The sequence below is a fragment of the Bradyrhizobium genomosp. I (2014) genome, assembly GCF_000261685.1.
GTDB lineage: Bacteria > Pseudomonadota > Alphaproteobacteria > Rhizobiales > Xanthobacteraceae > Bradyrhizobium.
Window position 1 is genome coordinate 1 of the sequence record NZ_AJQE01000047.1, and the last position, 26,004, is coordinate 26,004.

27 protein-coding genes and 1 pseudogene are annotated in these 26,004 nt (G+C 64.2%); 13 read left to right on the top strand and 15 right to left on the bottom strand.

Features of this window, described 5'->3' with window-relative positions; genetic code table 11:
- Positions 1-379: pseudogene (locus IC50_RS05550) on the top strand (MFS transporter); the annotation flags it as partial.
- 84 nt (positions 380-463) lie between these two features.
- Here the strand turns inward: IC50_RS05550 and IC50_RS05555 are convergent.
- Genes IC50_RS05555 through IC50_RS05570 form a run of 4 tightly spaced genes read right to left on the bottom strand, consistent with a single transcriptional unit; the run spans position 464 to position 2,557 of the window.
- Positions 464-1,051 carry a TIGR00645 family protein gene (locus IC50_RS05555; RefSeq protein WP_035701483.1) on the bottom strand — a complete coding sequence of 196 codons (588 nt, stop codon included), beginning with the start codon at positions 1,049-1,051 and terminating at the stop codon, positions 464-466.
- Positions 1,052-1,083: 32 nt separating this feature from the next.
- Positions 1,084-1,722 carry a TerC family protein gene (locus IC50_RS05560; RefSeq protein ID WP_035701485.1) on the bottom strand — a complete coding sequence of 213 codons (639 nt, stop codon included), beginning with the start codon at positions 1,720-1,722 and terminating at the stop codon, positions 1,084-1,086.
- Positions 1,719-2,081, bottom strand: coding sequence for a hypothetical protein (locus IC50_RS05565; protein ID WP_035701495.1), 363 nt, complete (start codon positions 2,079-2,081; stop codon positions 1,719-1,721). The genes IC50_RS05560 and IC50_RS05565 overlap by 4 nt, the downstream gene beginning before the upstream one ends.
- Positions 2,082-2,083: 2 nt before the next feature.
- The gene (locus IC50_RS05570; protein ID WP_035701542.1) at positions 2,084-2,557 is read right to left on the bottom strand and encodes a TerB family tellurite resistance protein; all 474 of its coding nucleotides are present in this window, start codon (positions 2,555-2,557) and stop codon (positions 2,084-2,086) included.
- 434 nt (positions 2,558-2,991) lie between these two features.
- On the opposite strand from IC50_RS05570, the gene IC50_RS05575 reads away from it, so the two are divergent.
- The gene (locus tag IC50_RS05575) at positions 2,992-3,177 is read left to right on the top strand and encodes a hypothetical protein (protein ID WP_035701545.1); all 186 of its coding nucleotides are present in this window, start codon (positions 2,992-2,994) and stop codon (positions 3,175-3,177) included.
- Between the two features lie 351 nt (positions 3,178-3,528).
- On the top strand, positions 3,529-4,668 hold the full coding sequence (locus IC50_RS05580; RefSeq protein WP_035701498.1) for a hypothetical protein: 1,140 nt from the start codon (positions 3,529-3,531) through the stop codon (positions 4,666-4,668).
- Between the two features lie 9 nt (positions 4,669-4,677).
- On the opposite strand, the gene gor is transcribed toward IC50_RS05580, so the two are convergent.
- From gor to rpiA, 3 genes are read right to left on the bottom strand one after another with little or no spacing between them, the layout of a single operon-like run.
- Complete coding sequence (gene gor, locus IC50_RS05585; protein WP_035701503.1) at positions 4,678-6,066, bottom strand: glutathione-disulfide reductase; 1,389 nt, start codon at positions 6,064-6,066, stop codon at positions 4,678-4,680.
- A 46-nt stretch (positions 6,067-6,112) separates the two neighbouring features.
- On the bottom strand, positions 6,113-6,658 hold the full coding sequence (locus tag IC50_RS05590; RefSeq protein ID WP_035701505.1) for a DUF2059 domain-containing protein: 546 nt from the start codon (positions 6,656-6,658) through the stop codon (positions 6,113-6,115).
- A complete protein-coding gene (rpiA, locus tag IC50_RS05595) occupies positions 6,655-7,386 on the bottom strand; it encodes a ribose-5-phosphate isomerase RpiA (protein ID WP_035701507.1) in 732 nt (243 codons plus the stop codon). Before rpiA ends, IC50_RS05590 begins: the two co-directional genes overlap by 4 nt.
- A gap of 154 nt (positions 7,387-7,540) precedes the next feature.
- Here rpiA and IC50_RS05600 point away from each other — a divergent pair, with 154 nt between their 5' ends.
- The 5 genes from IC50_RS05600 to IC50_RS05620 all read left to right on the top strand — a co-directional run bounded on the left by IC50_RS05600 (position 7,541) and on the right by IC50_RS05620 (position 12,431).
- Complete coding sequence (locus IC50_RS05600; RefSeq protein WP_035701509.1) at positions 7,541-8,260, top strand: HAD family hydrolase; 720 nt, start codon at positions 7,541-7,543, stop codon at positions 8,258-8,260.
- A 123-nt stretch (positions 8,261-8,383) separates the two neighbouring features.
- On the top strand, positions 8,384-8,854 hold the full coding sequence (locus IC50_RS05605) for a hypothetical protein (RefSeq protein WP_035701511.1): 471 nt from the start codon (positions 8,384-8,386) through the stop codon (positions 8,852-8,854).
- Between the two features lie 107 nt (positions 8,855-8,961).
- The gene (moaA, locus tag IC50_RS05610) at positions 8,962-9,996 is read left to right on the top strand and encodes a GTP 3',8-cyclase MoaA (RefSeq protein ID WP_035701513.1); all 1,035 of its coding nucleotides are present in this window, start codon (positions 8,962-8,964) and stop codon (positions 9,994-9,996) included.
- Positions 9,997-10,167: 171 nt separating this feature from the next.
- On the top strand, positions 10,168-10,749 hold the full coding sequence (locus tag IC50_RS05615; protein ID WP_035701516.1) for a TRAP transporter small permease subunit: 582 nt from the start codon (positions 10,168-10,170) through the stop codon (positions 10,747-10,749).
- 26 nt (positions 10,750-10,775) lie between these two features.
- A complete protein-coding gene (locus IC50_RS05620; protein WP_035701518.1) occupies positions 10,776-12,431 on the top strand; it encodes a TRAP transporter large permease in 1,656 nt (551 codons plus the stop codon).
- 228 nt (positions 12,432-12,659) lie between these two features.
- Here the strand turns inward: IC50_RS05620 and IC50_RS05625 are convergent, their stop codons facing one another.
- The 7 genes from IC50_RS05625 to IC50_RS05655 all read right to left on the bottom strand — a co-directional run bounded on the left by IC50_RS05625 (position 12,660) and on the right by IC50_RS05655 (position 19,912).
- Positions 12,660-14,045 carry a sensor histidine kinase gene (locus IC50_RS05625; RefSeq protein ID WP_035701519.1) on the bottom strand — a complete coding sequence of 462 codons (1,386 nt, stop codon included), beginning with the start codon at positions 14,043-14,045 and terminating at the stop codon, positions 12,660-12,662.
- A gap of 1 nt (position 14,046) precedes the next feature.
- The gene (locus IC50_RS05630) at positions 14,047-14,721 is read right to left on the bottom strand and encodes a response regulator transcription factor (protein ID WP_035701521.1); all 675 of its coding nucleotides are present in this window, start codon (positions 14,719-14,721) and stop codon (positions 14,047-14,049) included.
- Positions 14,722-15,066: 345 nt separating this feature from the next.
- The gene (locus IC50_RS05635) at positions 15,067-15,420 is read right to left on the bottom strand and encodes a YunG family protein (RefSeq protein WP_050990913.1); all 354 of its coding nucleotides are present in this window, start codon (positions 15,418-15,420) and stop codon (positions 15,067-15,069) included.
- Positions 15,421-15,682: 262 nt separating this feature from the next.
- Positions 15,683-16,771: a TRAP transporter substrate-binding protein gene (locus tag IC50_RS05640; RefSeq protein ID WP_035701522.1), complete on the bottom strand. Its 1,089-nt coding sequence runs from the start codon at positions 16,769-16,771 to the stop codon at positions 15,683-15,685.
- Positions 16,772-16,934: 163 nt separating this feature from the next.
- On the bottom strand, positions 16,935-18,023 hold the full coding sequence (locus IC50_RS05645; RefSeq protein WP_035701524.1) for a TRAP transporter substrate-binding protein: 1,089 nt from the start codon (positions 18,021-18,023) through the stop codon (positions 16,935-16,937).
- 206 nt (positions 18,024-18,229) lie between these two features.
- Entirely contained in the window at positions 18,230-19,366 is a 1,137-nt protein-coding gene (locus tag IC50_RS05650) for an Mrp/NBP35 family ATP-binding protein (protein WP_035701525.1), read from the bottom strand.
- A gap of 108 nt (positions 19,367-19,474) precedes the next feature.
- Positions 19,475-19,912 (bottom strand): VOC family protein, encoded by a 438-nt coding sequence (locus IC50_RS05655; RefSeq protein WP_035701527.1) that lies wholly within the window; start codon positions 19,910-19,912, stop codon positions 19,475-19,477.
- 183 nt (positions 19,913-20,095) lie between these two features.
- Between IC50_RS05655 and IC50_RS05660 the strand changes: the two genes are divergently transcribed.
- The 5 genes from IC50_RS05660 to IC50_RS05680 all read left to right on the top strand — a co-directional run bounded on the left by IC50_RS05660 (position 20,096) and on the right by IC50_RS05680 (position 25,146).
- Complete coding sequence (locus IC50_RS05660) at positions 20,096-20,968, top strand: NAD(P)-dependent oxidoreductase (RefSeq protein WP_035701531.1); 873 nt, start codon at positions 20,096-20,098, stop codon at positions 20,966-20,968.
- A 198-nt stretch (positions 20,969-21,166) separates the two neighbouring features.
- Positions 21,167-22,567, top strand: coding sequence for a sodium:proton antiporter (locus tag IC50_RS05665; protein ID WP_050990914.1), 1,401 nt, complete (start codon positions 21,167-21,169; stop codon positions 22,565-22,567).
- A gap of 152 nt (positions 22,568-22,719) precedes the next feature.
- Positions 22,720-24,315 (top strand): sensor histidine kinase, encoded by a 1,596-nt coding sequence (locus IC50_RS05670; RefSeq protein ID WP_035701534.1) that lies wholly within the window; start codon positions 22,720-22,722, stop codon positions 24,313-24,315.
- A gap of 44 nt (positions 24,316-24,359) precedes the next feature.
- The gene (locus IC50_RS05675) at positions 24,360-24,563 is read left to right on the top strand and encodes a DUF1289 domain-containing protein (protein WP_035701536.1); all 204 of its coding nucleotides are present in this window, start codon (positions 24,360-24,362) and stop codon (positions 24,561-24,563) included.
- 28 nt (positions 24,564-24,591) lie between these two features.
- Entirely contained in the window at positions 24,592-25,146 is a 555-nt protein-coding gene (locus tag IC50_RS05680; protein WP_035701538.1) for a TIGR02281 family clan AA aspartic protease, read from the top strand.
- A 5-nt stretch (positions 25,147-25,151) separates the two neighbouring features.
- Here IC50_RS05680 and dusA read toward each other — a convergent pair.
- The coding region (gene dusA / locus IC50_RS05685) for a tRNA dihydrouridine(20/20a) synthase DusA (protein ID WP_035701540.1) at positions 25,152-26,004 on the bottom strand (853 nt) is incomplete at its 5' end.

Here is a 26,004-nt window from a genome sequence, read left to right on the forward strand (position 1 = left end):
CACCGCGGGGCTCGCGTTCCTGACCGCCCTGATGTTCCTCTGGAGCGTCGTCACGCCGATGCCGTTCGGGATGCTCATGCTGTTCGCAGCGCTCAGCGGCGTCGCGCTGCTCGGCGGCGGTGCCATCTTCGCGCTGCTCAGTGAAAAATATTCCGACGCGCTCGCACCGGCGGCGATCGGCTATGCGGAGGTGTTCGGCATCCTGTCGGCTTTCGTGGCGCCCTGGATGATGGGAGCCATCATCAACGCCTCATCCGGCGCGTTCACCGGGGCGTTCGTCGCCTTCGCCGTGGTCGAGTTGATCATCGTCGGCCTCCTGCTGATCCTCGCCCGCGAAGACGTCAGGCAGGGCGCTGTCGTCGGCAGTCCGGCGGAATGAATGCGCTTAGAGCGGACGGGACGCCCCCCGCGAGCTCGCAGGCAGAAAGCATGAACGGACGCCGGCCACCTCCCGGTCGCACCCTCAGCCGTGGCCTGCCTCCTCCTTGCGATGGCCGCTCTCGCTGAGGCGGTCAACCCAGGCGATGCCGATCGCCGAAATGATGAAGGTCAGGTGGATCAGGACCTGCCACATCACGCCGCCCTCGGTGAAATTGCTTCGCGAGGTGCCGAGATTGCCGGCCTCGATGAAGGTCCTGAGCAGCGAGATCGACGAAATGCCGATGATTGCCATTGCGAGCTTGATCTTGAGCACGCTGGCATTGACGTGACTGAGCCATTCCGGCTCATCGGGATGCCCGCTCAGGTTCAGGCGGGAGACGAAGGTCTCGTAGCCGCCGACGATCACCATCACCAGCAGATTCGAGATCATCACGACGTCGATCAGCCCGAGCACGACCAACATGATCTGCTGCTCGCTGGCGTCGAACGAATGCACGACCAGGTGCCAGAGCTCCTTCAGGAACAGCAGCACATAGACGGCCTGTGCGACGATGAGGCCGATATAGAGCGGCAATTGCAGCCAGCGCGAGCCGAAGATCAGTTTCGGAAACAGGCCGATCGGCGGCTGCGGCGCGGTCGGCGCCGAAGGTGCCTGGGGTTCAGACGTCATTGATCACTCCGGATTGCAGACAGGAATGCGTCTCAGAGACTCGCGATGACAGGCGCGAGCTCGAGCGAGCCCCGATAGATCATCTCGAAGGCGACGTAAATGATGATCGCGAGGCCGACATAGGCGACCCAGCGCTGCTTCTGGAGCACGCGGCCGAGCAGATCGGCGGCGACGCCCATCATCGCGACCGACAGCAACAGGCCGAAGGCGAGGATGTAGGGATGCTCGCGCGCGGCGCCCGCGACTGCGAGCACGTTGTCGAGCGACATCGAGACGTCGGCGGCGACGATCTGCACCGCCGCCTGGCCGAAGGTCTTTCGCTGTACAGGCGCAGCATCCGCGCCGTTGCCATGGCTGAACGCGAGCTGCTCCAAATGCGCAGCCTGCCCGCGCAGCTCGCGCCACATCTTCCAGCACACCCAGAGCAGCAGCACGCCGCCGGCGAGCAGCAGGCCGATCACCTGCAGGAGCTGGGTGGCAACGCCCGCGAAGACGATACGGAGCGCCGTGGCGGCGGCGATGCCGACGATGATGGCGCGGCGGCGCTGCTGCGCCGGCAGGCCCGCCGCGGCGAGGCCGATGACGACGGCGTTGTCGCCGGCGAGCACGAGATCGATCAGGACGACTTGAAACAGCGCGGTCAGCGCTTCGGCTGTGATGAATTCAGTCATGTCTCGTCATTTTTCGATACCGACGAATCGAGCCAATGCGGCTTGCGGCGTTCGATCCAGTCGAAGACCTTCGAACGGGAGGAGCGCAGCGCAGGTACGTCCTCGGCGAGCAGCGCGAGGCCGAGCGGCAGCATCCAGACCCCGAGCAGCGGCAGGAAGGATAGCACACCGCCGGCGATCAGCAGCGTGCCCGAGGGGATCCTGACCCAGCGGCTGGACGGCTTGAGCAGATAGGTGAAGGTGTCGCCCATGCGCGGCGGCAGCCGGTCGACGAGCTTGGCCAGGCGCGGATCACCACCGGCGATCTCGCCGGTGGTGCCCTCGGCTTCCTTGGTACGCTCGTCCGAAACTGTGCTCATGCTTACTCCTTCAGGGCGACCTGCAGCTCGGCGCCCGCTGCATTGGGCACGACCGGCTTCGCGCGCGGCAGCACCAGCGTCAGCAAGCGCAACAATTTGATCGCCTGGACTTCGTGGGGATGTACGTCCTCATCTGCGGCAGCAACGCGCTCCGACAGCTCCATCAGATGGGACGAGAGCGGCAGGTTCGAAACCGGCCGCAGCGTGTCGATCACGACGTTGGCAAAATCCGGCTCCTCGAGCCGCTCGGCGAGTTCATCGAACGTCGCATAGAGCCGCTCGTCCGAAATGTGCGGCGCCAGCTTGCGGTCCCTGATGAAACGGATCACCTCATCACGCTCGACCGGCGAGACGCGCCGGTCGGCAACCGCAACCAGCGCGCCCACGATCACCAGAGCGACCGCAGCCTGCTCGTTCAGGCTGGACGGCTCCGTGATCTCGATATCGGTCGGATTGGAGGTTTTGGCGTCAGACATCGTAGCTCCCTTAGCTTGCGAAATGGCCGCACGGAGCTGCGATCGGGACGAATAGTCGGAGAGAACGAACAGAGGCCCGACGATCGGCCGATCCATCGCATTCGCGCGGGACAGGTCATCCGACATCACGAGGTTTGCCGACATCGTCGGCGTCCTCGCCAGAGGGGCCCGGATTCTTGTTCCGCCCAGAGATAAAGATGGCTCTGTCGGAATCAAGGCGACACGACTGCGACCAGCCGCCGCATCGGTTCCGTGTTGCCATGTTTGGTTGAGCAGTCGCGCGCTTCTCCGGTGACTTCGCGGCCGTGTCACGATGAAGTGCTACGATTTCGGGAACGAGCGCTCCGGATGGCGCGCAGTGTGCCGTCATAGCGCCCGCGCAAGCTTCGGCAACGAAAATGTCATTCCTGAATTCGACGATCGCGGAGGAGCGTATGAACCGCATCACATCCTGCACCGGCTGCGGCCACGCGCTCGTCCCGGTGCTGACGGCCAAAGGCCGTGTGGAACCGAGCTGCCTCTGGTGTGAAGGCCTCGATGCCCGCGCGCTGGACATGGCGAAGTGGGCGGATAGCCCGTTCGGCAAACCCGAGCGGAGCGTCCGTCAGTCGTTCGAATGAACGGCCTGAGACACTGAGCCGCCGGGCATTTGCTTGTTGACGCCGCGAGCTGCACGGCTGCATGCCCCTGCAGAACCTGCCGACAAATTAGACAGGATAGGTCGCGCCACCGAACTTGCGCACCTGCACGGAAAGGTCGGGCAGGTTGGCGAACCCGTTGTCTAACCTCTGGTGCAATCTCGCTTTTCTTACGCGCCGCGTGCGGCTGGCGAGTCTGTACGCGCACCGCGCAGCGACTGGCCCAAAATTCGCAAGACAGCATCTGGCCCAATTCCCAGCCCGGCCACGATAGAGAGCGGAAAGTTGCGTGCGCCCAGCTCCGGGATGGACGGCCCCAGATCGGAGAATGCCATGAACGTGCATGCTGCCGGAGATCTCAAATTCACCGGTCTCATCCATCCGAACGGCGCGGGGCTGCGTCTCAACGATCAAGACTTCGTGGCGATCGACCGCGACCGGGATGCGAAATTCGAGGCGACGTACCGGCCGCAGGCCCTCTACAACCGCGCCAACGAAGGCTTTCACGCCAACAACGAGACCTTCCTGCTGCACGAGGTCGCGACCAATCTACCGATCTATCGGCCCGACACCGGCCCCACCGATTTCCACCTTCATCTTCCACCGGGCGGCTTTCAGCTCGTGCTGGTCACCTCGGGCGCGTTCACCTTCGACTATGACGGGCGCTTCTACAATGTCGGCCCCGGCGCGGTGATGCTGCAAAGCGCGATCGTCCACCGCCAGCTCTTCTACACCTGGTCGGGACTGTCGACCGAAGAGAATTTGAAGACGCCGCAGACCGTGGTGCCCGATCCGATCTCGATGGGCTATTCCGGTAAATTCCTCGAAGCCTTCATCACCGATCCGACGACGTTTCCGAACCCGACGATCGTCGGTCCGGACCAGATCAACGAGGCCGAGACGCCGCGCGTGGCCTGGAGCCACCCTCTGCACGACCGGCCGGCCGATGCCGGCTTCTGGCTTCAGGATCCCCTGGCGCTGGATGCGCTGTTCAGGCCGCTCACCGATGGCTCGGTCAAATCGGCCATGCCGGTCCACGTGCGCGATATCGGCATCGAGATTCCGAGCGGCCATCTCGTCACTGGCCACATCATCGCGACCGACCCGCGCGGTCAGTCGCTGCTGCCGAAGAGCACGTCGATCGCCGCGGACCCCGCCTGTTTCGCCAAGGGCGAGGTCGTGATCTATCGCGTCATTCGCGGCACGGCCGAGTTCAAGAGAAAGACCGGCGAGAGCTTCGAACTGTCGGCCGGCGACGTGGTGACGGCGGGCAGGGATTCCATCAGCCTCACGGGTGTCGGCGAAAACACCCAGGTCCTGCGGCTCGGCCTGCTCAAGGGCATGAACGAGCTGCGCAGCTGGACGCCGACGCAGCGTGACGAGATCGACGGCCTCGCCGGTCAGATCATCACGCACAAGGACGTCCGTCCCCTGCGCACCGAGGGCAAGCCGGTCGGGTATCTCTACGGCTGAGCGCCGAGCTTACTCCGCCGCCTGACGCACGTGGCGCGCGGTCGGCGTGCGCATCGTGACGAGCTCTTCGGCCGCGGTCGGATGCAGCGCGATGGTCGCATCGAAATCGGCCTTGGTCGCCTTCATCTTCACCGCGATCGCGACAGCTTGCGTGATCTCGGCGGCGGCATCGCCAACCATGTGACAGCCGAGCACGCGATCGGTCGTGCCGTCGACCACGAGCTTCATCAGCACGCGGGTGTCGCGGCCGGACATCGTCGCCTTGATCGGACGGAACGTCGTCTTGTAGATATCGACGCGGCTGAATTGCGCGCGCGCCTCGGTTTCCGTCAGACCAACCGTGCCGACCTCCGGCTGCGAGAACACGGCGGTCGGGATGTTGGCGTGATCGACCCTGACCTCGCGCTTGCCGAACACGGTGTCGGCAAAGGCGTGGCCCTCGCGGATCGCGACCGGCGTCAGGTTGAAGCGGTGGGTGACGTCGCCGATCGCGTAGATGCTGTCGACCGAGCTCCTGGAGAAATGGTCGACCGCGATGCCGCCATTGTTCGGGTTGATGGCGACGCCGGCCTTCTCCAGCCCGAGATTGGCGACATTGGGATGGCGGCCGATGGCGAACATGACCTGCTCGGAGCCAATGCTCGATCCGTTCGACAGATGGGTGGTGAAGCTCTCGCCGTGGCGATCGACCCTGGTCACCGTGCAGCCGGTGAGAATCGTGATGCCCTGCTTCTCCATCTCGGTGCGGACATGGGTCCGGACATCCTCGTCGAAACCGCGAAGGATGTTGTCGCCGCGATAGATCACGGTGACGTCGGAGCCGAAGCCGGCGAAGATGCCGGCGAATTCCAGCGCGATGTAGCCGCCGCCCTGGATCACGATCCGCTTCGGCAGCTCCTTGAGGTGGAACGCCTCGTTGGACGAGATCACGTGCTCGATGCCCGGAATCGAGGCGCCGTGGTTGGGCGCGCCGCCGGTGGCGATCAGGATGTATCTTGCGGTGATCTTCTTGTCGTTCTCGAGCAGGCGGACGGTGTGCTTGTCTTCGATCACCGCGCGGCTCTTGACGATCTGCGCGCCCGACTTCTCGACATTGGTGGTATAGGCCGCCTCCAGCCGCGCGATCTCCTTGTCCTTGTTGGCGATCAGCGTCGGCCAGTCGAAGCCGGCGGACGGAACGGTCCAGCCGAAGCCCGCGGCATCCTCGAATTCCTGACGAAAGTGCGAGCCGATCACGAACAGCTTCTTCGGCACACAGCCGCGGATCACGCAGGTCCCGCCCATGCGGTACTCTTCCGCGATCATCGCGCGGGCCCCGTGCCCGGCCGCAATGCGGGCGGCACGCACGCCGCCCGACCCGCCGCCGATGACGAAGAGGTCGACGTCGAATTCAGCCATTGTCCACTCCGCCCACTTTCAACGATCTCTGATCAAATAGGATCGATCAGATCTCCTTGCCACGCTTGCGCATCTCGGCACGGAAGGCGCCCATCACGGTCTCGGAGAAGTTCTGGGCCCAGGAGTTCATGAAGGCCATGCTGAGCCCGATGGCGCGTGGTTCGGCCTCGATCAGCTTCTTGCCCAGCGGCGACTTGTAGAAGGTGACGAGATCCTTCAGTTCCTGCTCGGTGAACTCGCTGGCATAGATTTGCGCCATGCCTTCGCCGATCTCGTTCTGGCGACCGGCGAGCTGCTGGGCCACGATCGGCGCGACCTCGTTGAGGTCCTTCTGATAGTTCAGGTTCTGCTGGGTCAGCGCGATCTTGGTCTTCTCGACGAGGCCAGGCACGGCGCCCTGATACATCGCGGTCGCGTTCTTGATCTGCAATATCTCCCTGGCTGCCGCAATCGCGGCGGGCGAGGCCTTCGGCTGGGCCGGCGCCGCAGTTGCCTTCGGGGCTGCCGCCTGCTGCGCCACGGCCGGGACGGCCGCGAGGGCCAAGCCCGCAGCGAGGGTCGCGGCCGGCAAGAATTTCAAAACGCTCTTCATTCCTGGTCTCCTTTCGGCTTGCGCCGTTCAATCACGCGAATTCCTTCGCCGCCCGCCAGAACGGCCGAGCTGGCCAAGCCGATGAACAAGCCATGCTCGACCACCCCGGGGATAGCGCTCAATGCCTTGGCGAGACCGGGGGGATCCACAATACGTCCGAGCTGGGCATCGACGATCCAGTGGCCGCCATCGGTGACGAAAACGTGGCCGTCCTTGTCCCCGTCCTTGGCCTTGCGGACCGCCATTTGCCCGGAAACGCCGCATTCGGCAAATGCCTTTTCGATCGCCCGGAGTGTCGCCCCGAGGCCAAACGGGATGACCTCGACCGGCAACGGAAAGCGGCCGAGCGTCGGCACCCATTTGGTGTCGTCGGCAATCACGATCATGCGATCGGAGGCGGCCGCCACGATCTTCTCGCGCAGCAGCGCGCCGCCGCCGCCCTTGATCAGATTGAGCTCAGGATCGATCTCGTCAGCGCCGTCGACGGTGATGTCGAGATGGTCGATCTCATCCAACGTCGTCAGCGGCACGCCGCAGCGCACCGCATCAAGGCGCGTCGCCTCGGAGGTCGGCACGCCGACCACCTTGAGCCCGGCGGCGACGCGCTCGCCGAGCAGCTCGACGAAATGTTTGGCAGTCGAGCCGGTGCCGAGCCCGAGCTGCATGCCGTCGCGCACCTCCTCGAGGGCGCGCGCAGCAGCCTGCCGCTTCAACTGGTCCATGTTCACGTGCGCCCGCCTCTGAATCCCAGGGATGAGCCGCCGATGGCGGCCGCTTTCGGCGGCCTATGTAGCCTCGTTTTTCTTGCGGGAACAGACCTATAAGGTGATCTTATGTACCCGCCCCTTGCGCGGATACGACCGGGCCGGTAGCGCTTGGATCATGACCTCCTTCAAGAAGACTTGCCCTCACACCATCGTCTTCGATCTCGACGGCACGCTTGTGGATACGGCGCCCGACCTGATCACCGCCCTGAACTACGTGCTCGACCGCGAAGGGCTGCCGCCCGTGCCGATGGCCTCGGCCCGCAACATGATCGGGGCCGGCGCCCGCAAGCTGATCGAGCGGGGGCTGGAGGCCGAGGGCCGCACCGTCACCCCCGCAGACATGGACCGGATGACCGCGGATTTCATCGCCTATTACGCCGAGCATATCGCGGTCGAATCCCGCCCTTTCGAGGGGCTCGAGGCTGCGCTCGACCAGTTTGCGGCGCGAGGCCATCTCCTCGCGGTCTGCACCAACAAGCTCGAATGGCTGTCGAAGCGGCTTCTGGACCAGCTCGACCTCAGCCGCCGCTTCGCGGCGATCTGCGGCGCGGACACGTTTGGCGTTCAGAAGCCCGATCCGACCATTTTCCGGGAGACCGTTGCGCGCGCCGGCGGAGACGTGAAGGCCAGCATCATGGTCGGCGATGCCGGAACCGACGTCGGGGTCGCCCGTCGGGCCGGCGTGCCCGTGATCGGGGTCAGCTTCGGCTACACCGACGTGCCGATCGCCGAGTTGAAGCCGGACCGGCTGATCCATCATATGCGCGACCTGCCGGCAGCCGCTATCAGCCTGATGGCGGCTGCATCCTCGCAACCATCTGATACAACTAGGTAATTTCGCGAATCCCTGCATTAACCATCTATTATCTATGCGCCGCGCGCCGATTGCCCGCCCCAGGCGACACTTCTAAGGTCAGCCCGGGATGTGGCGGTTCGCCGCAGTAGAAGTGGATGGTTCATGCGTCGTGTCATCGCGATTGCGCTAGCGGGAGTGAGCCTGGGTGGCTGCTCCTCGATGTCCTGGGACATGTTCAAATCGGCGCCGCCGACCGTCCAGGTCCGGCTCGAATCCAATCCCCCCGGTGCCGACGCCACCACCTCACTCGGTCAGGGCTGCAAGACCCCCTGCTCCGTCTCGGTTCCCGCGCCCGACACGCCGTTCACGGTCGCTTTCGCCCTGCCCAAGTACCAGCCGACGTCCGTGCCGGTGAATGTGGTCAAAAATCCCGGCGATTTCACCACACCCGCCTCCGTCACCACCGATCCGAATCCGGTGTTTGCGGAACTCCAGCCGGCGGTGCCGCCGAAACCCGTCCGCAAGCCGCATCGGCCGAAGAAGCCGAAGCCAGCCGCGCCCGCCGCGGCGCCGGCCGATGCTGCACCCGCAGCTGGCTCGCCGTTCCCCGATCCGAATGCGGGCAAGCGCTGATCTGTGCATACCATCCGATTGTCCTGGCCGCGTCCGATGCTTAGATTGCTTTCACGGCACCGCTGAAGCAAAGGTGCACCGTCGCCGTAAGTGACAAGGCATTTGGTATGAACGGACCTTCTGCGAGCCCCCGCGCCGCGCTGTCGAGTGCGATGACCGATCCGTTCGGGCGGACCATCAGGTATCTGCGTGTCTCGGTCACTGACCGCTGCGACCTGCGCTGCTTCTACTGCATGTCGGAAGACATGACGTTCCTGCCGAAGGCCGACCTCCTGACGCTGGAGGAACTTGACCGGCTCTGCACGGCCTTCATCGCCAAGGGAGTGAAGAAGCTGCGGCTCACCGGCGGTGAGCCGCTGGTCCGCCGCAACGTCATGACGCTGGTGCGCTCGCTGTCGCGGCATCTTTCGAGCGGCGCATTGAACGAGCTGACGCTGACCACCAACGGCACCCAGCTTGCAAAACACGCGCGCGAGCTCGCCGATTGCGGCGTCCGCCGCATCAACGTCTCGCTCGACACGCTCGATCCCAGGAAGTTTCGCGAGATCACCCGCTGGGGCGAGATCGACAAGGTGCTCGAGGGCATCGAGGCCGCGCGCGCCGCAGGACTTGCCGTCAAGATCAACGCCGTCGCCCTGAAGAACCTCAACGAGGACGAGCTGCCCGAACTGATGCGCTGGGCCCACGGCAAGGGCATGGGCCTGACGCTGATCGAGGTCATGCCGATGGGCGAGATCGGCTCGGGGCGGATCGATCAGTATCTGCCGCTATCGCTGGTGCGCGCGCGTCTTGCCCAGCAATTCACGCTGACGGATCTGGCCGAGAGCACCGGCGGTCCGGCCCGCTATGTCAGCGTCGCCGAGACCGGCGGCAAGCTCGGCTTCATTACGCCGATGACCCATAATTTCTGCGAATCCTGCAACCGCGTGCGCATCACCTGCACGGGAACGTTGCACACCTGCCTCGGCCACGAGGATGCCTCCGACTTACGCAAACCTCTGCGTGCATCGAGCGACGACCTGCTGCTTGCGGATGCGATCGACCGCGCCATCGGGCTGAAGCCCAAGGGCCACGATTTCATCATCGACCGCCGCCACGACCGCCCCAGTGTCAGCAGGCACATGAGCGTCACCGGCGGCTGACACCCGTCGGATTACGGCCTTATTCCCCTTAACTATCAACAAACTTCCGATTGACTGGCGGCACGCCCGCTGGTTTGGTGCGCCTGCCTCATGCCTGCGCGGCGAGACAAGCCACGCGCCCAGATCGGCGCAGTCAAGACGGCCGGGGCACAATCGGGGGAGGACCTATCGTTGCAAGCGCTCCTAAAGTTGAGCAGCAGGATTGACGCGTTCACGCGCTGGACGGGCAAACGCCTGGCGTGGCTGATCGTGGCCGCCGTCATCATCTCCGCAGTGAATGCGACCGTTCGCAAGACGTTCGACACGTCCTCCAATTCGTGGCTCGAGCTGCAATGGGTGCTGTTCAGCATCGTGTTCCTGCTCTGCTCGCCCTGGACATTGCTCGACAACGAGCACATCCGCATCGACATCGTGAACAACGCGCTGCCGAAGACGGTCCGCAACGTGATCGACGTGATCGGTCACCTGTTCTTTCTCATGCCGCTGTGCATCGTCATGATCGTCACCGGCGTGCCGTTCTTTGAGCGCTCGTTCCAGATCAATGAGCAGTCCGGCAACGCCGGCGGCCTGCCGCAATGGCCGACCAAATCCCTGATCATGATCGGGTTCGCTTTCCTCCTCGTGCAAGGCATCTCCGAACTGATCAAGCGGATCGCGGTGATGCGCGGACTGATGCCCGATCCGCATGAATCCCAGGTCTCGGCGCTGGAGGCTGAAGTCGAGCATCTCGTCGAGGCGATCGAGAAGAAGTAGCCGTTGGCGACGGTTTAGGGGGAGTCATGACCGCATTCATCATCGCCAATCTGGCGCCCATCATGTTCGCGTCGCTGGTCGTCGTGCTGCTGCTCGGCTATCCCGCGGCATTCTCGCTCGGCGCCGTCGGCCTGTTCTACGCCATCGTCGGCATCGAGCTCGGCGAATTCCGCCCGGACTTCCTCCAGGCCCTCCCCGAGCGGGTCTACGGCGTGATGAACAACGACACGCTGCTCGCCATTCCCTTCTTCACCTTCATGGGACTGGTGCTGGAGCGGTCGGGCATGGCCGAGGATCTGCTCGACACGATCGGCCAATTGTTCGGCACCGTCCGCGGCGGCCTTGCCTATGCCGTGATCTTCGTCGGCGCGCTGCTCGCTGCGACGACGGGCGTCGTCGCGGCGTCCGTGATCTCGATGGGTCTGATCTCGCTGCCGATCATGCTCCGCTACGGCTATGACCGCCGCGTGGCCGCCGGCGTCATCGCCGCGTCCGGCACACTCGCGCAGATCATTCCGCCCTCGCTCGTCCTGATCGTGATGGCCGACCAGCTCGGCAAGTCGGTCGGTGACATGTACGAGGGCGCCTTCATCCCGGGCCTCGTGCTCGCCGGCCTCTATACCTCCTACGCCTTCCTCGTCAGCATGATCTTCCCGAAGGCGACGCCGGGCCTGCCAAAGGAGGCTATCGGCTTCCGCGAGGAGAGTGGCAGCCGCGGTCTTCTCTCCCTCGGCATGCTGTTCCTCGCGAGCTGCGTGTTCGGATGGTTCATGATGCGCGGTTCGGAGGTGCATGGCGCCGACTATGTCGTGCTCAGCATGTTCTACGGCATCATCTTCGCGTTCGTCGTCGCCGTGCTGAACTGGGTCATCGACAAGCTCACCGGCTTCCGTTTCCTCTCGAAGATGGCCCAGCAGACCACCTTCGTCATGGTGCCGCCGCTGTTCCTGATCTTCCTGGTGCTTGGCACGATCTTCATCGGCATCGCGACGCCGACCGAGGGCGGAGCGATGGGTGCGGCCGGTGCTCTCATCCTCGGTGCCGCGAAGCGCCGGCTGAGCTGGGACCTGATCCGGCAAGCCACGGAATCGACCGCCAAGCTGTCGGCCTTCGTCGTGTTCATCCTGGTCGGGGCCCGCGTGTTCTCGCTGACCTTCTACGGCGTTAACGGGCACGTCTGGGTCGAGCACCTGCTCACCTCCCTGCCCGGCGGCCAGGTCGGCTTCCTGATCTTCGTCAACATCTTCGTGTTCGTGCTGGCCTTCTTCCTCGACTTCTTCGAGCTGGCCTTCATCGTGATCCCGCTGCTCGGGCCTGCGGCCGAGCACCTCGGCATCGACCTGATCTGGTTCGGCGTCATCCTCGGCGTCAACATGCAGACCTCGTTCATGCATCCGCCGTTCGGTTTCGCGCTGTTCTATCTCCGGTCGGTTGCGCCGAAGGAGCGATACACCGATCGCGTCACCGGCAAGAGGATGGACCCCGTCACCACGGGCCAGATCTATTGGGGTGCGGTGCCGTTCGTCGTCATCCAGATGATCATGGTCGGTCTGGTGATCGCGTTCCCTGCAATGGTCATGCACTATAAGGGCGTGCAGACCAACATCGATCCCAACACGATCAAGATCGAGGTGCCGCAGATCGAGCTGCCGCCTCTGGATCTCGGCCCGCCGTCGAAGTAGCGAGGGCAAGCCGCCTGTTGCCCTCGCCCTCCAGGGCAGGGCTATCGCATATGACTCGTGGCAGCGGCCTGCGCGCACGCCTCGTCCTTCGAGACGGCGCTTACGCGCCTCCTCAGGATGAGGCTATCAGCGTCAGTGCCCGTCGAAACTGCTGCCACGCACTCCGTCCTCATCCTGAGGAGCCCGCCTGAAGCGGGCGCCTCGAAGGATGGCCGCAGGGAGAAGCTCTCAAATGCGATACCCCTGCCCTCCAGGGGAGGGTGAAGAGGTCACCTCGTCCGCCAGCCGAAACCGCAGCGTGAACTCGGCTCCGCTCCCCGGAAGATTCTCCACCGCAACCGTGGCCGCGTGATCGTCCGCCACCGCGCGCACGATCGACAGTCCCAGCCCCGCGCCATCGCTGCGTCGGCGGTCTGCGCGCCAGAAGCGCTGGAAGATCAGCTCGCGCTCGGCTTCCGCGATGCCCGGGCCGCAATCGCGCACGCGCACCGAACCGTCGTCGCGCACCTCGACCTCGACGGAGGTGTCCTTCGCGGTGAACTTGATGGCATTTTCGGCGAGGTTGAAGATCGCGCGCTGGAGCATCTCAGAATTGCCGTGGACCCTGACCGGCGCGTCGGTCCCCTTCAGGGCGATGTCCTTGTGCTGCGCGATCGCGAACGGGGCGATCGCACCGACGACCTCGGCGCAGACCGCGCGCAAATCCGCGGTCTCCCCGGGGTCGAGCACCAATGTGTCGAGCTCGGCGATCTCCAGCAGCTGGGCGACGAGGCGGCTCATGGCTTCGATGTCGGCATGCAGCGCCTGCCGTACCGCTCGGTCATCGAGCGTCTCGATCCGCGTGCGCAGGATCGCAAGCGGCGTGCGCAACTGATGCGCGGCGTCCGCCGTGAACTGCCGCTGCACGCGAAATCCGCCCTCGAGGCGATCGAGCGCCTGGTTCACTGCTGTGACCAGCGGCACGATCTCGCGCGGGATCCGCGCCGTCGGCAGGCGGATGTCGGTGCGCGCCGGGCCGATATTGCTGGCCTCCTGCGAGGCCTTCCACAGCGGCGCAATCGCGCGGCGAAAGATGATGATGTCGGTGGCAAGCAGGACCAGAAGGATCGGGATGGTGATCCATCCCACCCGCCGGAAGAAGTTCGAAACGATGTCGTCGATGATCACGTCGCGGTGCGCAAGGTCCTCGGCGACCTGGACGCGCACCGTCTTGCCGTCGATGTCCCGGGTGACACCGGCGCCGGAGATGGTCTCTGGGAAGCGTGATGGCGCCGCAACGGCCGAGCGCCGGTGCGAGGAGAACAGCAACCGACCGTCAGCATCGCGAATGTCGAACTGGTAGCGGCCGTAGGCGTCCGAATAAAGTCCCTTGAGGCTGTCGGGCAGGTTGAACGTCAACGTGCCGTCCGGCTGCGCGACGATGCGCTCCGCCAGCACCTCGGCCTGCGCACGCATGGCATCTCGATGCAGCTGGTCGATCTCGGAATTGAGCAGCCAGAACAACACCAGCGGCAGGAAGATCGCGACCACCGCGACCGCGACGATGTGCAGGAACACGATGCGCGAGATCAACGATTTGAACGTGAGCGATCTGGCATGGCCGCCGGCGGACACGCTATTTCTCCTCGGCCATCAGATAGCCGACGCCGCGGATGGTGTGGATCACGACCTTGGCGCCGTGTTCCGTGAGCTGCTTGCGCAGCCGCGAGACATAGACCTCGACCGCATTGGAGGCGACTTCGCCCTCGAGACCGAAGATGTGATCCTCGACGTTCTTCTTCGGCACCACCCGCCCCTGCCGGCGCAGCAGGATCTCGAGCACCGAGGTCTCGCGCGCGGAGATGATCCGCGGCTGGTCATCGACGAAGATCTGGCGGCTCTCGGTGTCGTAGACGAGGTTGGCGAGGCTGAGCGACCGGCCGAGCAACTGGCCGGGCCGCCGCAAGATGGCCTCCAGCCGCGCCACCAGCTCCTCCATCGCGAACGGCTTGGCAAGATAGTCGTCGGCGCCGCTGCGCAGGCCGGTGACGCGGTCCTGCAAGCCACCGCGCGCGGTCAGCACCAGCACCGGCAGCGGCTCCATCTTGAGGCGCAGCTCGCGCAGCACCGACAGGCCGTCGCCGTCGGGCAGGCCGAGATCGAGGATCATCGCAGCATAGCTGACGCTGCTCACCGCCTCCCGCGCCTCGGCGGCGCTGCCGACGATGTCGCTCTCATAGCCGGCCGCCGCCAGCCCGCCGGCAACGAGCCGCGACAGCTCAGCATTGTCCTCGACGATCAGAAGGCGCATCACATATCCGCCGGATACTCAGGTCACCGCACGGCCGCCACCGTGGCCACGCTCTCTTCCACCATTCGGGGCGCCGCAGCCAGCGAAAAAGCGCAACCCTGGCCGCCCTGCCGTGTCAGATTCATGTAAGCCGTCGCGCGCACGTCTCCAGCGGACTGACCGTTCAGGTATTCGATCAGATCTCACCGCATCGAAGCGATTTCCGAAGAACAATAGCTCCTGGTGAGGGCAATGATCCACGTTTTCAAGCTCACGCTTGCATCATGGACGGCCTTCAATTTGGGTCCGCAGTTCCGAAGCTATCTCGGATTCATCCAGCTCCCTGATCGGTCCGCGTAGTTTGCCTTAGTCGTGGCCCATTCGGCGCGATGCTTCCCAAATGCCGCCCTGAGCGGCCAGTTGATCGTCCGTCGCTCCCAGCTCCGCCTCGGCCCGACTGGCCGGCAAATCCACATAAACGATCGGCCGATCGAACTGGCTCGCCGTGAAGTCGTACCTCCGATCTCCGATCCGGTTGTAGAAATGATCGCCGGCCGGAAGGGGCGTCTTCAGCAAGTCACCACCGAAGAGCTCGTGAACGAGCAGCGAGGTGACGTTGCATTGTCCTGCCGCCGGATTGCTCGCCGTCCATTGGCTGGCCGTCGACAGCGACCACGCCCTGCGCAGTGCGCTTTGGACTTGATCGGGATCGAAGCTCATCGGATTCCCCGGGTCCGGCACCGAGCCGAAAATTCGGATTAAACGATTATGACCTTCTACCACTGTTTTGCCCGACGCATCAAGTGAATTCGGTAATTCCGCAATCGCTCCACGCTACGCCGCCAAGTCATTGATAAATCTATCCCCGCCTACTGTGCATGGGGTTGTTTTCGATGTTTTTGTTTGGACGCCCAACGGAACGCTGCAACGACAGCGCCCCGGAGGCTTCGCCCCGGGGCGCTGCAGCGAGTCGGTGATGCGATCAGCTCTGCGAGCGCCGCGCCATGAAGATGTCGTAGCCGACCTCGGCGACCTGGAACCAGGCGTAGCCGTCGCTCGTGAACTTGGCGAGCGAGTCGTGCACCTTCTTGAAGTTGGGGTTGGTTGCAGCGACTTCGGCGTGCAGCTCTTTGGCGGCCTTGTGGCAGGCGTCCATGATCGGTGGCGAGAAGGCGTGCAGCTTGGTGCCGCCCGCGAGCAGCTTCTTCAGCGCCAGCGGATTGGCGTTGTCGTAGCGTGCCATCATGTAGTTGTTGGCGTAGTGGCCGGCCTGCTCGAGCACGCTCTGGTAATATTTCGGCAGCGCGTTCCACTTGTCGAGGTTGACGAAGGCGAGCAGCATCGGCCCGCCTTCCCACCAGCCCGGATAGTAGTAGTGCGGTGCGATCTTGTAGAAGCCGAGCTTCTCGTCGTCATAGGGACCGACCCATTCGGCGGCGTCGATGGTACCCTTCTCCAGCGCAGGATAGATATCGCCGCCGGCGAGCTGCTGCGGCACCACGCCGAGCTTCTGGAGCACGCGGCCGGCGAAGCCGCCGATGCGGAATTTCATGCCCTTGAGATCCTCGGGCGTGTTGACCTCTTTCCTGAACCAGCCGCCCATCTGGCAACCGGTGTTGCCCGCGAGCAGCGAGACGACATTGTATCCCTTGTAGAACTCGTTGAGCACGTCGCGGCCGCCGCCCAGCATGTACCAGGCCTGGTTGATGCGCATGTTGGGACCGAACGGCACGGCCGAGCCGAAGGTGAAGGTCGGGTCCTTGCCGAAATAATAGTAGGACGCGGTGTGGCCGATCTCGCAGGTGCCGTTCTGGACGGCGTCGAGCACCTGGAGGCCCGGCACGATCTCGCCGGCTGCGAAGATCTGGATCTGGAATTTGTTGTCGGTCGCCTCTGCGACCATCTTGCACATCATCTCGGCGCCGCCAAACAGCGTATCGAGCGATTTCGGCCAGCTCGTCGGCATGCGCCATTTGATTTCCGGCATCGACTGCGCGATCGCGGGAGCCGCGAGCGTGGCGGCGCCGGCCGCGCCAAGTCCTGTGACCTTGATGAAGTCTCTTCTCTTCATGATTTCCTACCCTGATGTACCAGTGATTGCGGGCCTTCTTGTCGAGGCTTGCCGCCAGCATGACGCAAGCCGCAGCCGAATGCCATCCCGATCGCACTGCGGCAAAGAAAAAGCCCGGCCTCCTGGGAGGCCGGGCTACTGGTCTTACGACTTAAGCCGTAGATCAGCCGCGGGTGCGCGAGCGGATCATGAAGCTGTCATAGGTGTATTCGGCAACCTGCCACCACAGATACTCGTCGGAGCGGTAGGCCTGCATGGCGTCGATCGACTTCTTGAAGTCGGCGTTCTTGGCCGAGGTTTCCGCCCACAATTCGTTGGTCGCCTTGAGGCAGGCTTCCAGCACCTCGTTGGTGAACGGGCGAAGCTGGGTGCCGCCGGCGACCAGGCGCTTCAGTGCGGCCGGGTTCTGCATGTCGTAACGCGCAGCCATCCAGGTGTTGGCATGGGCGGTCGCGTTGGCGAGGATCGCCTGGTAGTTCTTCGGCAGCCCATTGTACTTTTCCAGGTTGGCGAAGGCATGGACGGTCGGACCGCCTTCCCAGAAGCCCGGATAATAGTAGTATTTGGCGACCTTGGCGAAGCCGAGCTTCTCGTCATCGTAGGGGCCGACCCACTCGGCCGCGTCGATGGTGCCCTTCTCCAGCGCCGGATAGATGTCGCCGCCGGCGAGCTGCTGCGGCACCACGCCGACCTTCTGAAGCACCTGGCCGGCGATGCCGCCGATGCGCATCTTGAGGCCGGACAGGTCGGCAACGGTCTTGATCTCCTTGCGGAACCAGCCGCCCATCTGGGTGCCGGTGTTGCCGCAGGGGAAGCCGATCACGTTCGACTTCTTGAAGAACTCGTTGGCGAGTTCGTTGCCGCCGCCCTGATAGAGCCAGGAATTCTGCTGGCGCGCATTGAGGCCGAACGGCACCGAGGCGAAGATCGCAAAGGTCGGGTCCTTGCCGACGTAGTAGTAGGAGACGGTGTGGCACATGTCGACCGTGCCGTTCGAGGTCGCATCGAGCGCCTGGAGGCCGGGGACGATTTCGCCGCCGGCGAACACCTGGATCTGGAACTTGTTGTCAGTCATCTCGGCGACGTACTTCGCCACCTGCTCGGCGCCGCCATAGATGGTGTCGAGCGACTTCGGAAAGCTCGAAGTCAGGCGCCACTTCACCTCGGGCGAGGACTGCGCGATCGCCGGCGAGGCCACTGCGGTCGCCGCCGCGCCTGCTGCCGACACTTTGAGAAAATCACGACGCTTCATCTTCAGGTCTCTCCTTGCTGGGGCGTTTCCCCTTGACTTCTCTTCTTGCCGCCGCTCATTCCGGCGACGCGTTGGGACCGCATCGAACCGAAGGGGCTTGACTGCCGTGGGCCTTTAACACGGAAGTCCCGCTTGCGGAACGCGACAATGGCATGACGGGGCTCTACGAAAGTCGCATGTCCCCGCAGCTGGCTGTAGCGACCGGTTCAGGCCGCCGCGATGACACCCTTGAGCTGGTCCCGGACCTGGCCGGCGATGGCGCGGTAGATCGCCGCATGGGGACCGTCCGGCTCGCTGTCGACGACGGGCTTGCCGGCATCCGAGGTGGCGCGAATCGCCATGTGCAGGGGGATCTCGCCGAGGAACGGCACCTTCAGCTTCTCGGCCTCATGCCGGGCCCCGCCATGGCCGAAAATGTCCGAGCGCGTGCCGCAATGCGGGCACTGGAAGTAGCTCATGTTCTCGACGATGCCGAGCACGGGCACGTTGACCTTCTTGAACATGGCAAGCCCCCGCCGCGCGTCGATCAGGGACAGGTCCTGCGGGGTCGAGACGATCACGGCGCCCTTGAGCGGCACGTTCTGCGCCAGCGTGAGCTGGGCATCGCCGGTGCCCGGCGGCATGTCGACGACCAGCACGTCGAGCTTGCCCCATTCGACGTCGCGCAGCATCTGCGTCACTGCCGACATCACCATGGGACCGCGCCAGATCATCGCGGTCTCTTCCTCGACCAGGAAGCCGATCGACATGATGGCGAGGCCGAAACGCCGAAGCGGAATCATCTTTCGCTCGTCGTTCAACTCCGGCTTGTCGCGCAGGCCCGTCAGGCGCGGCACCGAGGGACCGTAGATGTCGGCATCGAGCAGGCCGACCTTGAGGCCGAGGTCGCGCAGGCCCAGCGCCAGATTGAGCGCAGTGGTCGACTTGCCGACGCCGCCCTTGCCGGAGGCGACCGCGATCACGGCGGCAACGCCCGGGATTTCCGCTTGCCGCGCCATCGGCGACCCACCGCCCTGCGGCGGCTTGTGGGCATGGGCCGGCTGCACGCCGGGCGCGCCGCGGCTCGGCTGCGGGGGTGGCGGCGGCGCGGAGCCCGGCTTGCGCTCGGCGGTCAGCGCCACCATGACGGTGGTGACGCCGGGAATGGTGCGCACGGCGGCTTCCGCTTCGGCCCGGACGGATTCCCAGGCCCTTGCCTCGGCGGCCTCGACATTGATCGAGAAGAACACCTTGCCGTCGGAGGCGCTGATCGTGCTCAGCACATTGGCAAGGGTGAGCGCGACCCCGCGGGGCGACTTGACCCTGGCGAGGCTGTCGAGAACCTGTTGCTGCGTCACGCTCAAAGCGCATCTCCTGAACAAAGCATGATCCGGAAAAGTGTGGAGCGGCTTTCCGATAAGATCATGCTCAAGGCTTGAGGATGCCCCATTAGAGCGGAAACGCCCAAAAGGCTACTGCCTGCCGATATCGTCAGCCTTTTCGGCGGGCGCCGCCCCCTGCTCCCTGGCCGCCTCGTAATTCAGCTCGATCATGACCCCATTGGGATCGTGGACGAAGATCTGCCAGAGGTCGCCGCCGGGCACCTGGCGGGACTCGAACTTCATCCCCTTGGACGCCAGCCGCTGTTTCATGCCCTCAAAGCCGCGACTGACGAAGGCGACATGGTGGACAACGCCGGAATCCGGCTTTTGTGGCTCGGCGGTCGCAGAAATGTCGACGAGGTGCACCACCGGTCTACCCTCGCTGTACATCCAGGCGCCCGGGAAGGCGAAATTCGGCCGTGCGCCTTTTTCCAGGCCCAGCACGTCCGCGTAGAAGCGGACGGTCTCGGCCAGATTCCGGGTCCGGATGTTGAAATGATCGAGGACGCCAACGCTCACGCCGCCCATGCTGTCGCTCCCTTTTTCGAAGTCCTTGGGTTCGCCATCCTAGCACAGGGGGCCGCCAAACGAAGCCGTTGCCCTCCCGGCCTAACGGTTTATGGTGCGCGTCCGATCCGCCCTCACCGCGGAACCCAGGCATCCCTCGCTTGGCAAGAACCGTAAAACCCAATCTACGGACAAGGTACCACAATGGCTAAAGTCGCTTTCCTCGGTCTCGGCGTCATGGGCTTCCCCATGGCCGGACACCTCGTGAAAAAAGGGGGCCATGAGGTCACCGTCTACAACCGCACCGCGGCCAAGGCGAAGGAATGGGCGGACAAGTTCGGCGGCAAGACCGCACCGACCCCGAAGGCCGCCGCCGAGGGCCAGGATTTCGTGATGTGCTGCGTCGGCAACGACAACGATCTACGCGCGGTCACGATCGGTCCCGACGGCGCGTTCGCCGGCATGAAGAAGGGTGCGACCTTCGTCGACCACACCACCGCCTCCGCCGAAGTCGCACGCGAGCTGGACGCGGCCGCCACCAAGGCCGGCTTCAAATTCGTCGATGCGCCGGTCTCCGGCGGCCAGGCCGGCGCCGAAAACGGCGTGCTGACGGTGATGTGCGGCGGCGCGCTGGACGCCTATTCCGGCGCCGAGCCGATCATCGCAGGCGCCTATGCGCGGATGTGCAAGCTGCTCGGGCCCGCCGGAAGCGGCCAACTGACGAAGATGGTCAACCAGATCTGCATCGCCGGTCTAGTGCAGGGACTCTCCGAGGGTATCCACTTCGCCAAGAAGAGCGGCCTCGACGTCGCCGCCGTGATCGAGACCATCTCGAAGGGCGCGGCGCAGTCCTGGCAGATGGAGAACCGCTACAAGACCATGAACGAGGGCAAGTACGATTTCGGCTTCGCGGTCGAATGGATGCGCAAGGACCTCTCGATCTCGCTGGCTGAAGCCCGCCGCAACGGCGCCAACCTGCCCGTCACCGCGCTGGTCGATCAGTTCTATTCCGAGGTCGAGAAGATGGGCGGCAAGCGCTGGGACACGTCGAGCCTGCTCGCGCGCCTGCAACGCTGAGGAGAGTGTTGCGCCTCGTCGAGGGCCATACAGCATCGAACCTCGTCGCGACCTCGGCCGTGACGAAGTTCGGCAAAGCGCGCTAACCGAAACAAGTCACAAACTTCCGGGGGAACCTTGCCCAGCGTGATCGCCGCCATCATTGTTGTTGCCCGTGTCGGCGTCGCGCCGGAGTTCCGGCTTGAAATTACCCGCCTCATTGCTCGCCTGCTCCCGGTCGCGCTCCTGATCCTGGCTGCAACACCTTCGCAGGCGCTGGCCGCATCGCTCGATGGGGCGAGCATTCGCCCGCAATGGGCGCTCCCCTTCGCCGGCATGCTGCTGTCGATCGCGATATTTCCGCTCGCAGCGCCTCACTTTTGGGAGCACCACCAGGGCAAGGTTGCCGCGATGTGGGCTGCCCTGATCGTGCTGCCGCTTGCAGCCTGGCATGGCCTGCTTCCAACCGTCCATGCACTCGTTCATACCGCGCTGCTCGAATACATCCCGTTCATTCTGCTGCTCCTTGCTTTGTTCACCGTGGCCGGCGGGATCGTGGTGCGCGGCAATCTTCACGGCTCTCCGATTCTGAATACGCTGCTGCTCGCACTTGGCACTCTGATCGCGAGCGTCATCGGCACGACCGGCGCGTCGATGGTCATGATCCGGCCGGTGATCCGCGCCAATGACGACCGGCGGCACAACGCGCACGTCGTTATCTTCTTCATCTTTCTGGTGTCCAACATCGGCGGCTCGCTCTCACCCTTGGGAGATCCGCCGTTGTTTCTGGGATTCCTGCGCGGCGTGGACTTCTTCTGGACGACGAGGCACCTGTTCCCCCAGACCACGTTCGCGGCCTGGATTCTGCTCGCCCTGTTCTTTTGCATCGATGCTTATCTCTATCGCAAGGAGGGCCGCGTCAAACCGGACCCAACTCCGGACAATCCCTTGCGGATCAGCGGCGGCCTCAACTTCGTTCTGATGGGAGTCATCATCGCTGCGATCCTCTTGAGCGCCAAGCTCGACCTCGGCGGGTTTGAGGTTCTCGGCACGCACCTCCATGTGCAGAATCTTCTGCGCGATGCCGTCATGATCGTCGTCGTGTTCGCATCCCTTGCCGTCACGTCGAAGGAGGACCACGACGCGAACGGCTTCTCCTGGGGCCCTATGATCGAAGTGGCCAAGCTGTTCGCCGCCATCTTCATCACCATCATTCCCGTGCTTGCGATTCTCAACGCCGGCCGATCCGGCGCGTTTGCCTCCGTCGTGAACATGGTCACCAACGCCGACGGCACGCCGAACAATGCCGCATATTTCTGGTTGACCGGCCTGCTCTCGTCCTTTCTCGACAATGCGCCGACCTATCTGGTCTTCTTTGAGCTTGCCGGAGGCGACGCCCAGCATCTGATGACGAATAGCGCGCTGACCCTTGCCGCGATTTCCGCCGGTGCGGTGTTCATGGGCGCAAACTCCTACATCGGCAACGCGCCCAACTTCATGGTGTACGCGATTGCGCGAGCGGGTGGCGTCGCAATGCCAGGCTTCTTCGGGTACATGGCCTGGACCTCCGTTCTGCTGCTGCCTGTCTTCGCGTTGGTCACGCTCGTTTTCTTCAGGTGAAGGGGTCGCGCGTTTCCGCGATCCGAAGCCGGCAAATTAACGCCGCGTTAACGTAATTCTTTAGCTCCTTAAGTCACCTCTTAAGGATTTCTTGCCAGAGATAGACAATGCAGAAGGCCCGCGTCAGGCGTGGGCAGGAATCGTGTTGCTTGATGAGTAACCCCGCTGAAAAGCCTGAGGTTGTGCAGCTGCCGGCCGAGCCGGTGAGCGCGCCATCGGCGAGCAGCCGAAGGGCTGCGGCGCAGCGGGTGCGCGAGGCGCGCGACAAGTTGACATCGACCAGTGGAACCCGGCCGGCTTTCGACGCCGAGATGCTGCGACAATACGCCCAGACGCGGCTGTCGGCCTCCTATGTCGTGATGCTGCTGGTGGTCGCGACCGGCGTTCTGTTCGGCCTGTGGATGCAGCCGATCCCGGCCGCGGCCTGGACGGTCGGCATGCTCTGCATCCACGGCGCCATGATCCGCAATTGCCGGCGCTTCCTGACCGAGCCCGCCTCTCCCGCGGCGACGCGCGCATGGCGGACGCGCTTCGTCGTGCTCGACCTGCTCCATGGTCTGTGCTGGATGGCGATCCTGATCCATCCCGTGCTCGACATGGTCACGGAAACGCTGATGATGTTCCTGATGCTGCTGGTGATCGCAGTATCGAGCATGCTCGCTGCTAATCTGCCGATCGCAGCCCTTGCCGCCACGGCGCCGGTCGCGGTCGCGATGGCGCTGAGCTTTGCAGTGACCGGCTCGCTGGACAATTACATACTGGCAGCGCTGGCGCTCGCCGCCGAAGGCTATTTCGTCCTGCTGGCGCACCGCCTGCACTCGTCCACCTTCGCCACGCTGGAAGCCCGCGCAGAGAAGGACGCGCTGATCGGCGAGCTGGAACAGGCCAAGGCAATCTCGGACGAGGCGCGCCACCGTGCCGAAGCCGCCAACGTCGCCAAATCGCGCTTCCTCGCGCAGATGAGCCACGAGTTGCGCACCCCGCTGAACGCCATCCTCGGCTTCTCCGAGGTGATGAAGAGCGAGATTTTCGGTGCGCACGCGGTGCAGGTCTACAAGGAATATTCCGCCGACATCCATAATTCCGGCGTACACCTGCTCAACCTCATCAACGAGATCCTCGATCTGTCGCGGATCGAGGCCGGCCGCTACGAACTCAACGAGGAAGCGGTGTCGCTGGTCGGCATCGTCGCCGACTGCCATCATTTGATGAAGCTGCGTGCATCGAGCCGCGGCATCACCATTCACGAAATGTTCGAGCAGTCCATGCCGCGGCTCTGGGCCGACGAGCGCGCGATCCGCCAGGTCGTGCTCAATCTGCTCTCCAACTCGATCAAGTTCACCCCGCAGGGCGGCGAGATTTGGCTCAAGGCGGGATGGACCGCCTCGGGCGGACAATATCTCTCGGTGAAGGATTCCGGCTCCGGCATCCCCGAGGACGAGATCCCTGTCGTGCTCGCCTCGTTCGGCCAGGGCTCCAATTCGATCAAATCGGCTGAACAGGGCGCCGGCCTCGGCCTGCCGATCGCCAAGAATCTGATCGACCTGCATGGCGGCACGTTCACGCTGAAATCGAAGCTGCGCATCGGTACCGAGGTGATCGTCACCTTCCCGCCGGAGCGCGTGATGAGTGCGCTTGCCCCGCTGTCGGATGATTCTCCGCCGCTCCAGCCGGAGAGTTCCGTTCTGCCCGACGAGAAACGCCGGCCACGCCACAAGCCGATCATGAGCGCTGGTACAGGCTCTTAACGAGATGCTTGCAGAAATGTCCGACGATCCCTCACTATGTCCGAATGAGCAAAGAAACACCGTGCGTCGCCGTCTGCATGATCGATCCCAAGACCAAGCTCTGCTTCGGTTGCGGCCGGACTTTGCCCGAGATCGCACGCTGGCACGCCATGGAAAGCGCGGACCGGCTTGCGATCATGGCCGTCTTGCCGGCGCGCATGACGGAAGCCGGACTTGCTCCGATCGCGGGGTCGGCGAAACACATCTGATTGGCCTGCGTGCCTTCGGGGGCGCGCGATGATCCGCTTCCTGCTCGTTCTGGTCATGCTCGCCGGCACGGCAGGTGCCGTCGTCGCCTATGGCGATCCCGACCAGATCGCGCGCGCCAGCCACAAGGTCTCGCACATTTTCCGTAAGCAGACCGCAATGCCTGCGCCCGCCGTGCATATCCAGCGTGGCCAGGGCGGCGAATTCGCGCTGCGTGCGAAGATCAACGGCGTCACCGCACCGATGGTGATCGATACCGGCGCGACGTCGGTGGTGCTGACCTGGGAAACCGCGAAAGCGATCGGGCTGCCGCTAGAGATGCTCGAATATGACGTCGATCTCGAAACCGCCGGCGGTCATACCAAGGCTGCCCGCCTCACGCTCGATCGTCTCTCCGTCGGCCAGCTCGTCGAAAAATCGGTGCCCGCTCTCGTCGTCCAGCGTGGGCAGATGAAAACCAATCTGCTCGGCATGAGTTTCCTCGATCGCCTCGAGAGCTGGGGGGTGCGTGCCGACACGCTGATGCTCACCGGGTATCCGGAACTCCAGCGTAGTCATCGCCGCTCGCGCACGGCAGTCAACTAGCCGACTTACGCCGCCTCCGCCGGCGCGCGCGCGGCGACGTGCGCGATCGCATCGCGCAACACCTCGAGACCGGCGCCCGGCTTCACCCCTTGCTCGGCCAGATGACGGCGGAAGGCCCGCGCACCCGGCACGGCATGGAATGCGCCGACGAAATGCCGCGTGATCGCATGCAGTCGCGTTCCGCGGACGAGCTGCTGCTCGATGTAGGGCATCGTCGCCTCGAGCGCATCCTGCATGGTCGCATGCGGCGCCGCTTCGCCGAAGATCTCCCGATCCACGGCGAGGAGCCGCCACGGCTCCTGATAGGCAGCGCGACCGAGCATCACGCCGTCGACATGTTCGAGATGTGCTTTCGCGTCTTCGATGCCGGGAATGCCGCCGTTGATGATGACGGTCACACCAGGCATTGCGCGCTTGAGGCGATAGACGCGGTCATAGTCGAGCGGGGGAATGTCGCGATTCTCCTTCGGAGACAACCCGTTGAGCCAAGCCTTGCGGGCATGCACGATCAGTGCGTCGCAGCCGGAGGCGACCACCGCATGTGCAAGCGCATCAAGCGCGACTTCCGGGTCCTGCTCATCGATGCCGATGCGGCACTTCACGGTGACGGGAATTGCGACCGTGCGCTTCATCGCATCAACGCACCTCGCCACCAGCTCCGGCTCTGCCATGAGGCAGGCACCGAAGCGGCCATCCTTCACGCGATCGGACGGGCAGCCGACATTGAGATTGATCTCGTCATAGTAAAACGTCTCGCCGATCCGCGCAGCCTCGGCGAGTTCGCGCGGATCCGAGCCGCCGAGCTGAAGCGCCACCGGATGCTCGCATGGATCGAACCCGAGCAGCCGCTCCCCGGCC

What these genes read in the sequence shown, in the direction of transcription:
- IC50_RS05655 (WP_035701527.1), bottom strand. Translation starts at nt 19,912, where the DNA reads ATGGGCGGCGTGAGCGTTGGCGTCCTCGATCATTTCAACATCCGGACC.
- IC50_RS05580 (WP_035701498.1), top strand. Translation starts at nt 3,529, where the DNA reads ATGAACGTGCATGCTGCCGGAGATCTCAAATTCACCGGTCTCATCCAT.
- IC50_RS05555 (WP_035701483.1), bottom strand. Translation starts at nt 1,051, where the DNA reads ATGACGTCTGAACCCCAGGCACCTTCGGCGCCGACCGCGCCGCAGCCG.
- IC50_RS05605 (WP_035701511.1), top strand. Translation starts at nt 8,384, where the DNA reads ATGCGTCGTGTCATCGCGATTGCGCTAGCGGGAGTGAGCCTGGGTGGC.
- IC50_RS05565 (WP_035701495.1), bottom strand. Translation starts at nt 2,081, where the DNA reads ATGAGCACAGTTTCGGACGAGCGTACCAAGGAAGCCGAGGGCACCACC.
- IC50_RS05590 (WP_035701505.1), bottom strand. Translation starts at nt 6,658, where the DNA reads ATGAAGAGCGTTTTGAAATTCTTGCCGGCCGCGACCCTCGCTGCGGGC.
- gor (WP_035701503.1), bottom strand. Translation starts at nt 6,066, where the DNA reads ATGGCTGAATTCGACGTCGACCTCTTCGTCATCGGCGGCGGGTCGGGC.
- IC50_RS05680 (WP_035701538.1), top strand. Translation starts at nt 24,592, where the DNA reads ATGATCCGCTTCCTGCTCGTTCTGGTCATGCTCGCCGGCACGGCAGGT.
- IC50_RS05635 (WP_050990913.1), bottom strand. Translation starts at nt 15,420, where the DNA reads ATGAGCTTCGATCCCGATCAAGTCCAAAGCGCACTGCGCAGGGCGTGG.
- IC50_RS05645 (WP_035701524.1), bottom strand. Translation starts at nt 18,023, where the DNA reads ATGAAGCGTCGTGATTTTCTCAAAGTGTCGGCAGCAGGCGCGGCGGCG.
- IC50_RS05600 (WP_035701509.1), top strand. Translation starts at nt 7,541, where the DNA reads ATGACCTCCTTCAAGAAGACTTGCCCTCACACCATCGTCTTCGATCTC.
- moaA (WP_035701513.1), top strand. Translation starts at nt 8,962, where the DNA reads ATGAACGGACCTTCTGCGAGCCCCCGCGCCGCGCTGTCGAGTGCGATG.
- IC50_RS05570 (WP_035701542.1), bottom strand. Translation starts at nt 2,557, where the DNA reads ATGTCTGACGCCAAAACCTCCAATCCGACCGATATCGAGATCACGGAG.
- IC50_RS05620 (WP_035701518.1), top strand. Translation starts at nt 10,776, where the DNA reads ATGACCGCATTCATCATCGCCAATCTGGCGCCCATCATGTTCGCGTCG.
- IC50_RS05630 (WP_035701521.1), bottom strand. Translation starts at nt 14,721, where the DNA reads ATGCGCCTTCTGATCGTCGAGGACAATGCTGAGCTGTCGCGGCTCGTT.
- IC50_RS05640 (WP_035701522.1), bottom strand. Translation starts at nt 16,771, where the DNA reads ATGAAGAGAAGAGACTTCATCAAGGTCACAGGACTTGGCGCGGCCGGC.
- IC50_RS05670 (WP_035701534.1), top strand. Translation starts at nt 22,720, where the DNA reads ATGAGTAACCCCGCTGAAAAGCCTGAGGTTGTGCAGCTGCCGGCCGAG.
- IC50_RS05660 (WP_035701531.1), top strand. Translation starts at nt 20,096, where the DNA reads ATGGCTAAAGTCGCTTTCCTCGGTCTCGGCGTCATGGGCTTCCCCATG.
- IC50_RS05575 (WP_035701545.1), top strand. Translation starts at nt 2,992, where the DNA reads ATGAACCGCATCACATCCTGCACCGGCTGCGGCCACGCGCTCGTCCCG.
- IC50_RS05560 (WP_035701485.1), bottom strand. Translation starts at nt 1,722, where the DNA reads ATGACTGAATTCATCACAGCCGAAGCGCTGACCGCGCTGTTTCAAGTC.
- IC50_RS05675 (WP_035701536.1), top strand. Translation starts at nt 24,360, where the DNA reads ATGAGCAAAGAAACACCGTGCGTCGCCGTCTGCATGATCGATCCCAAG.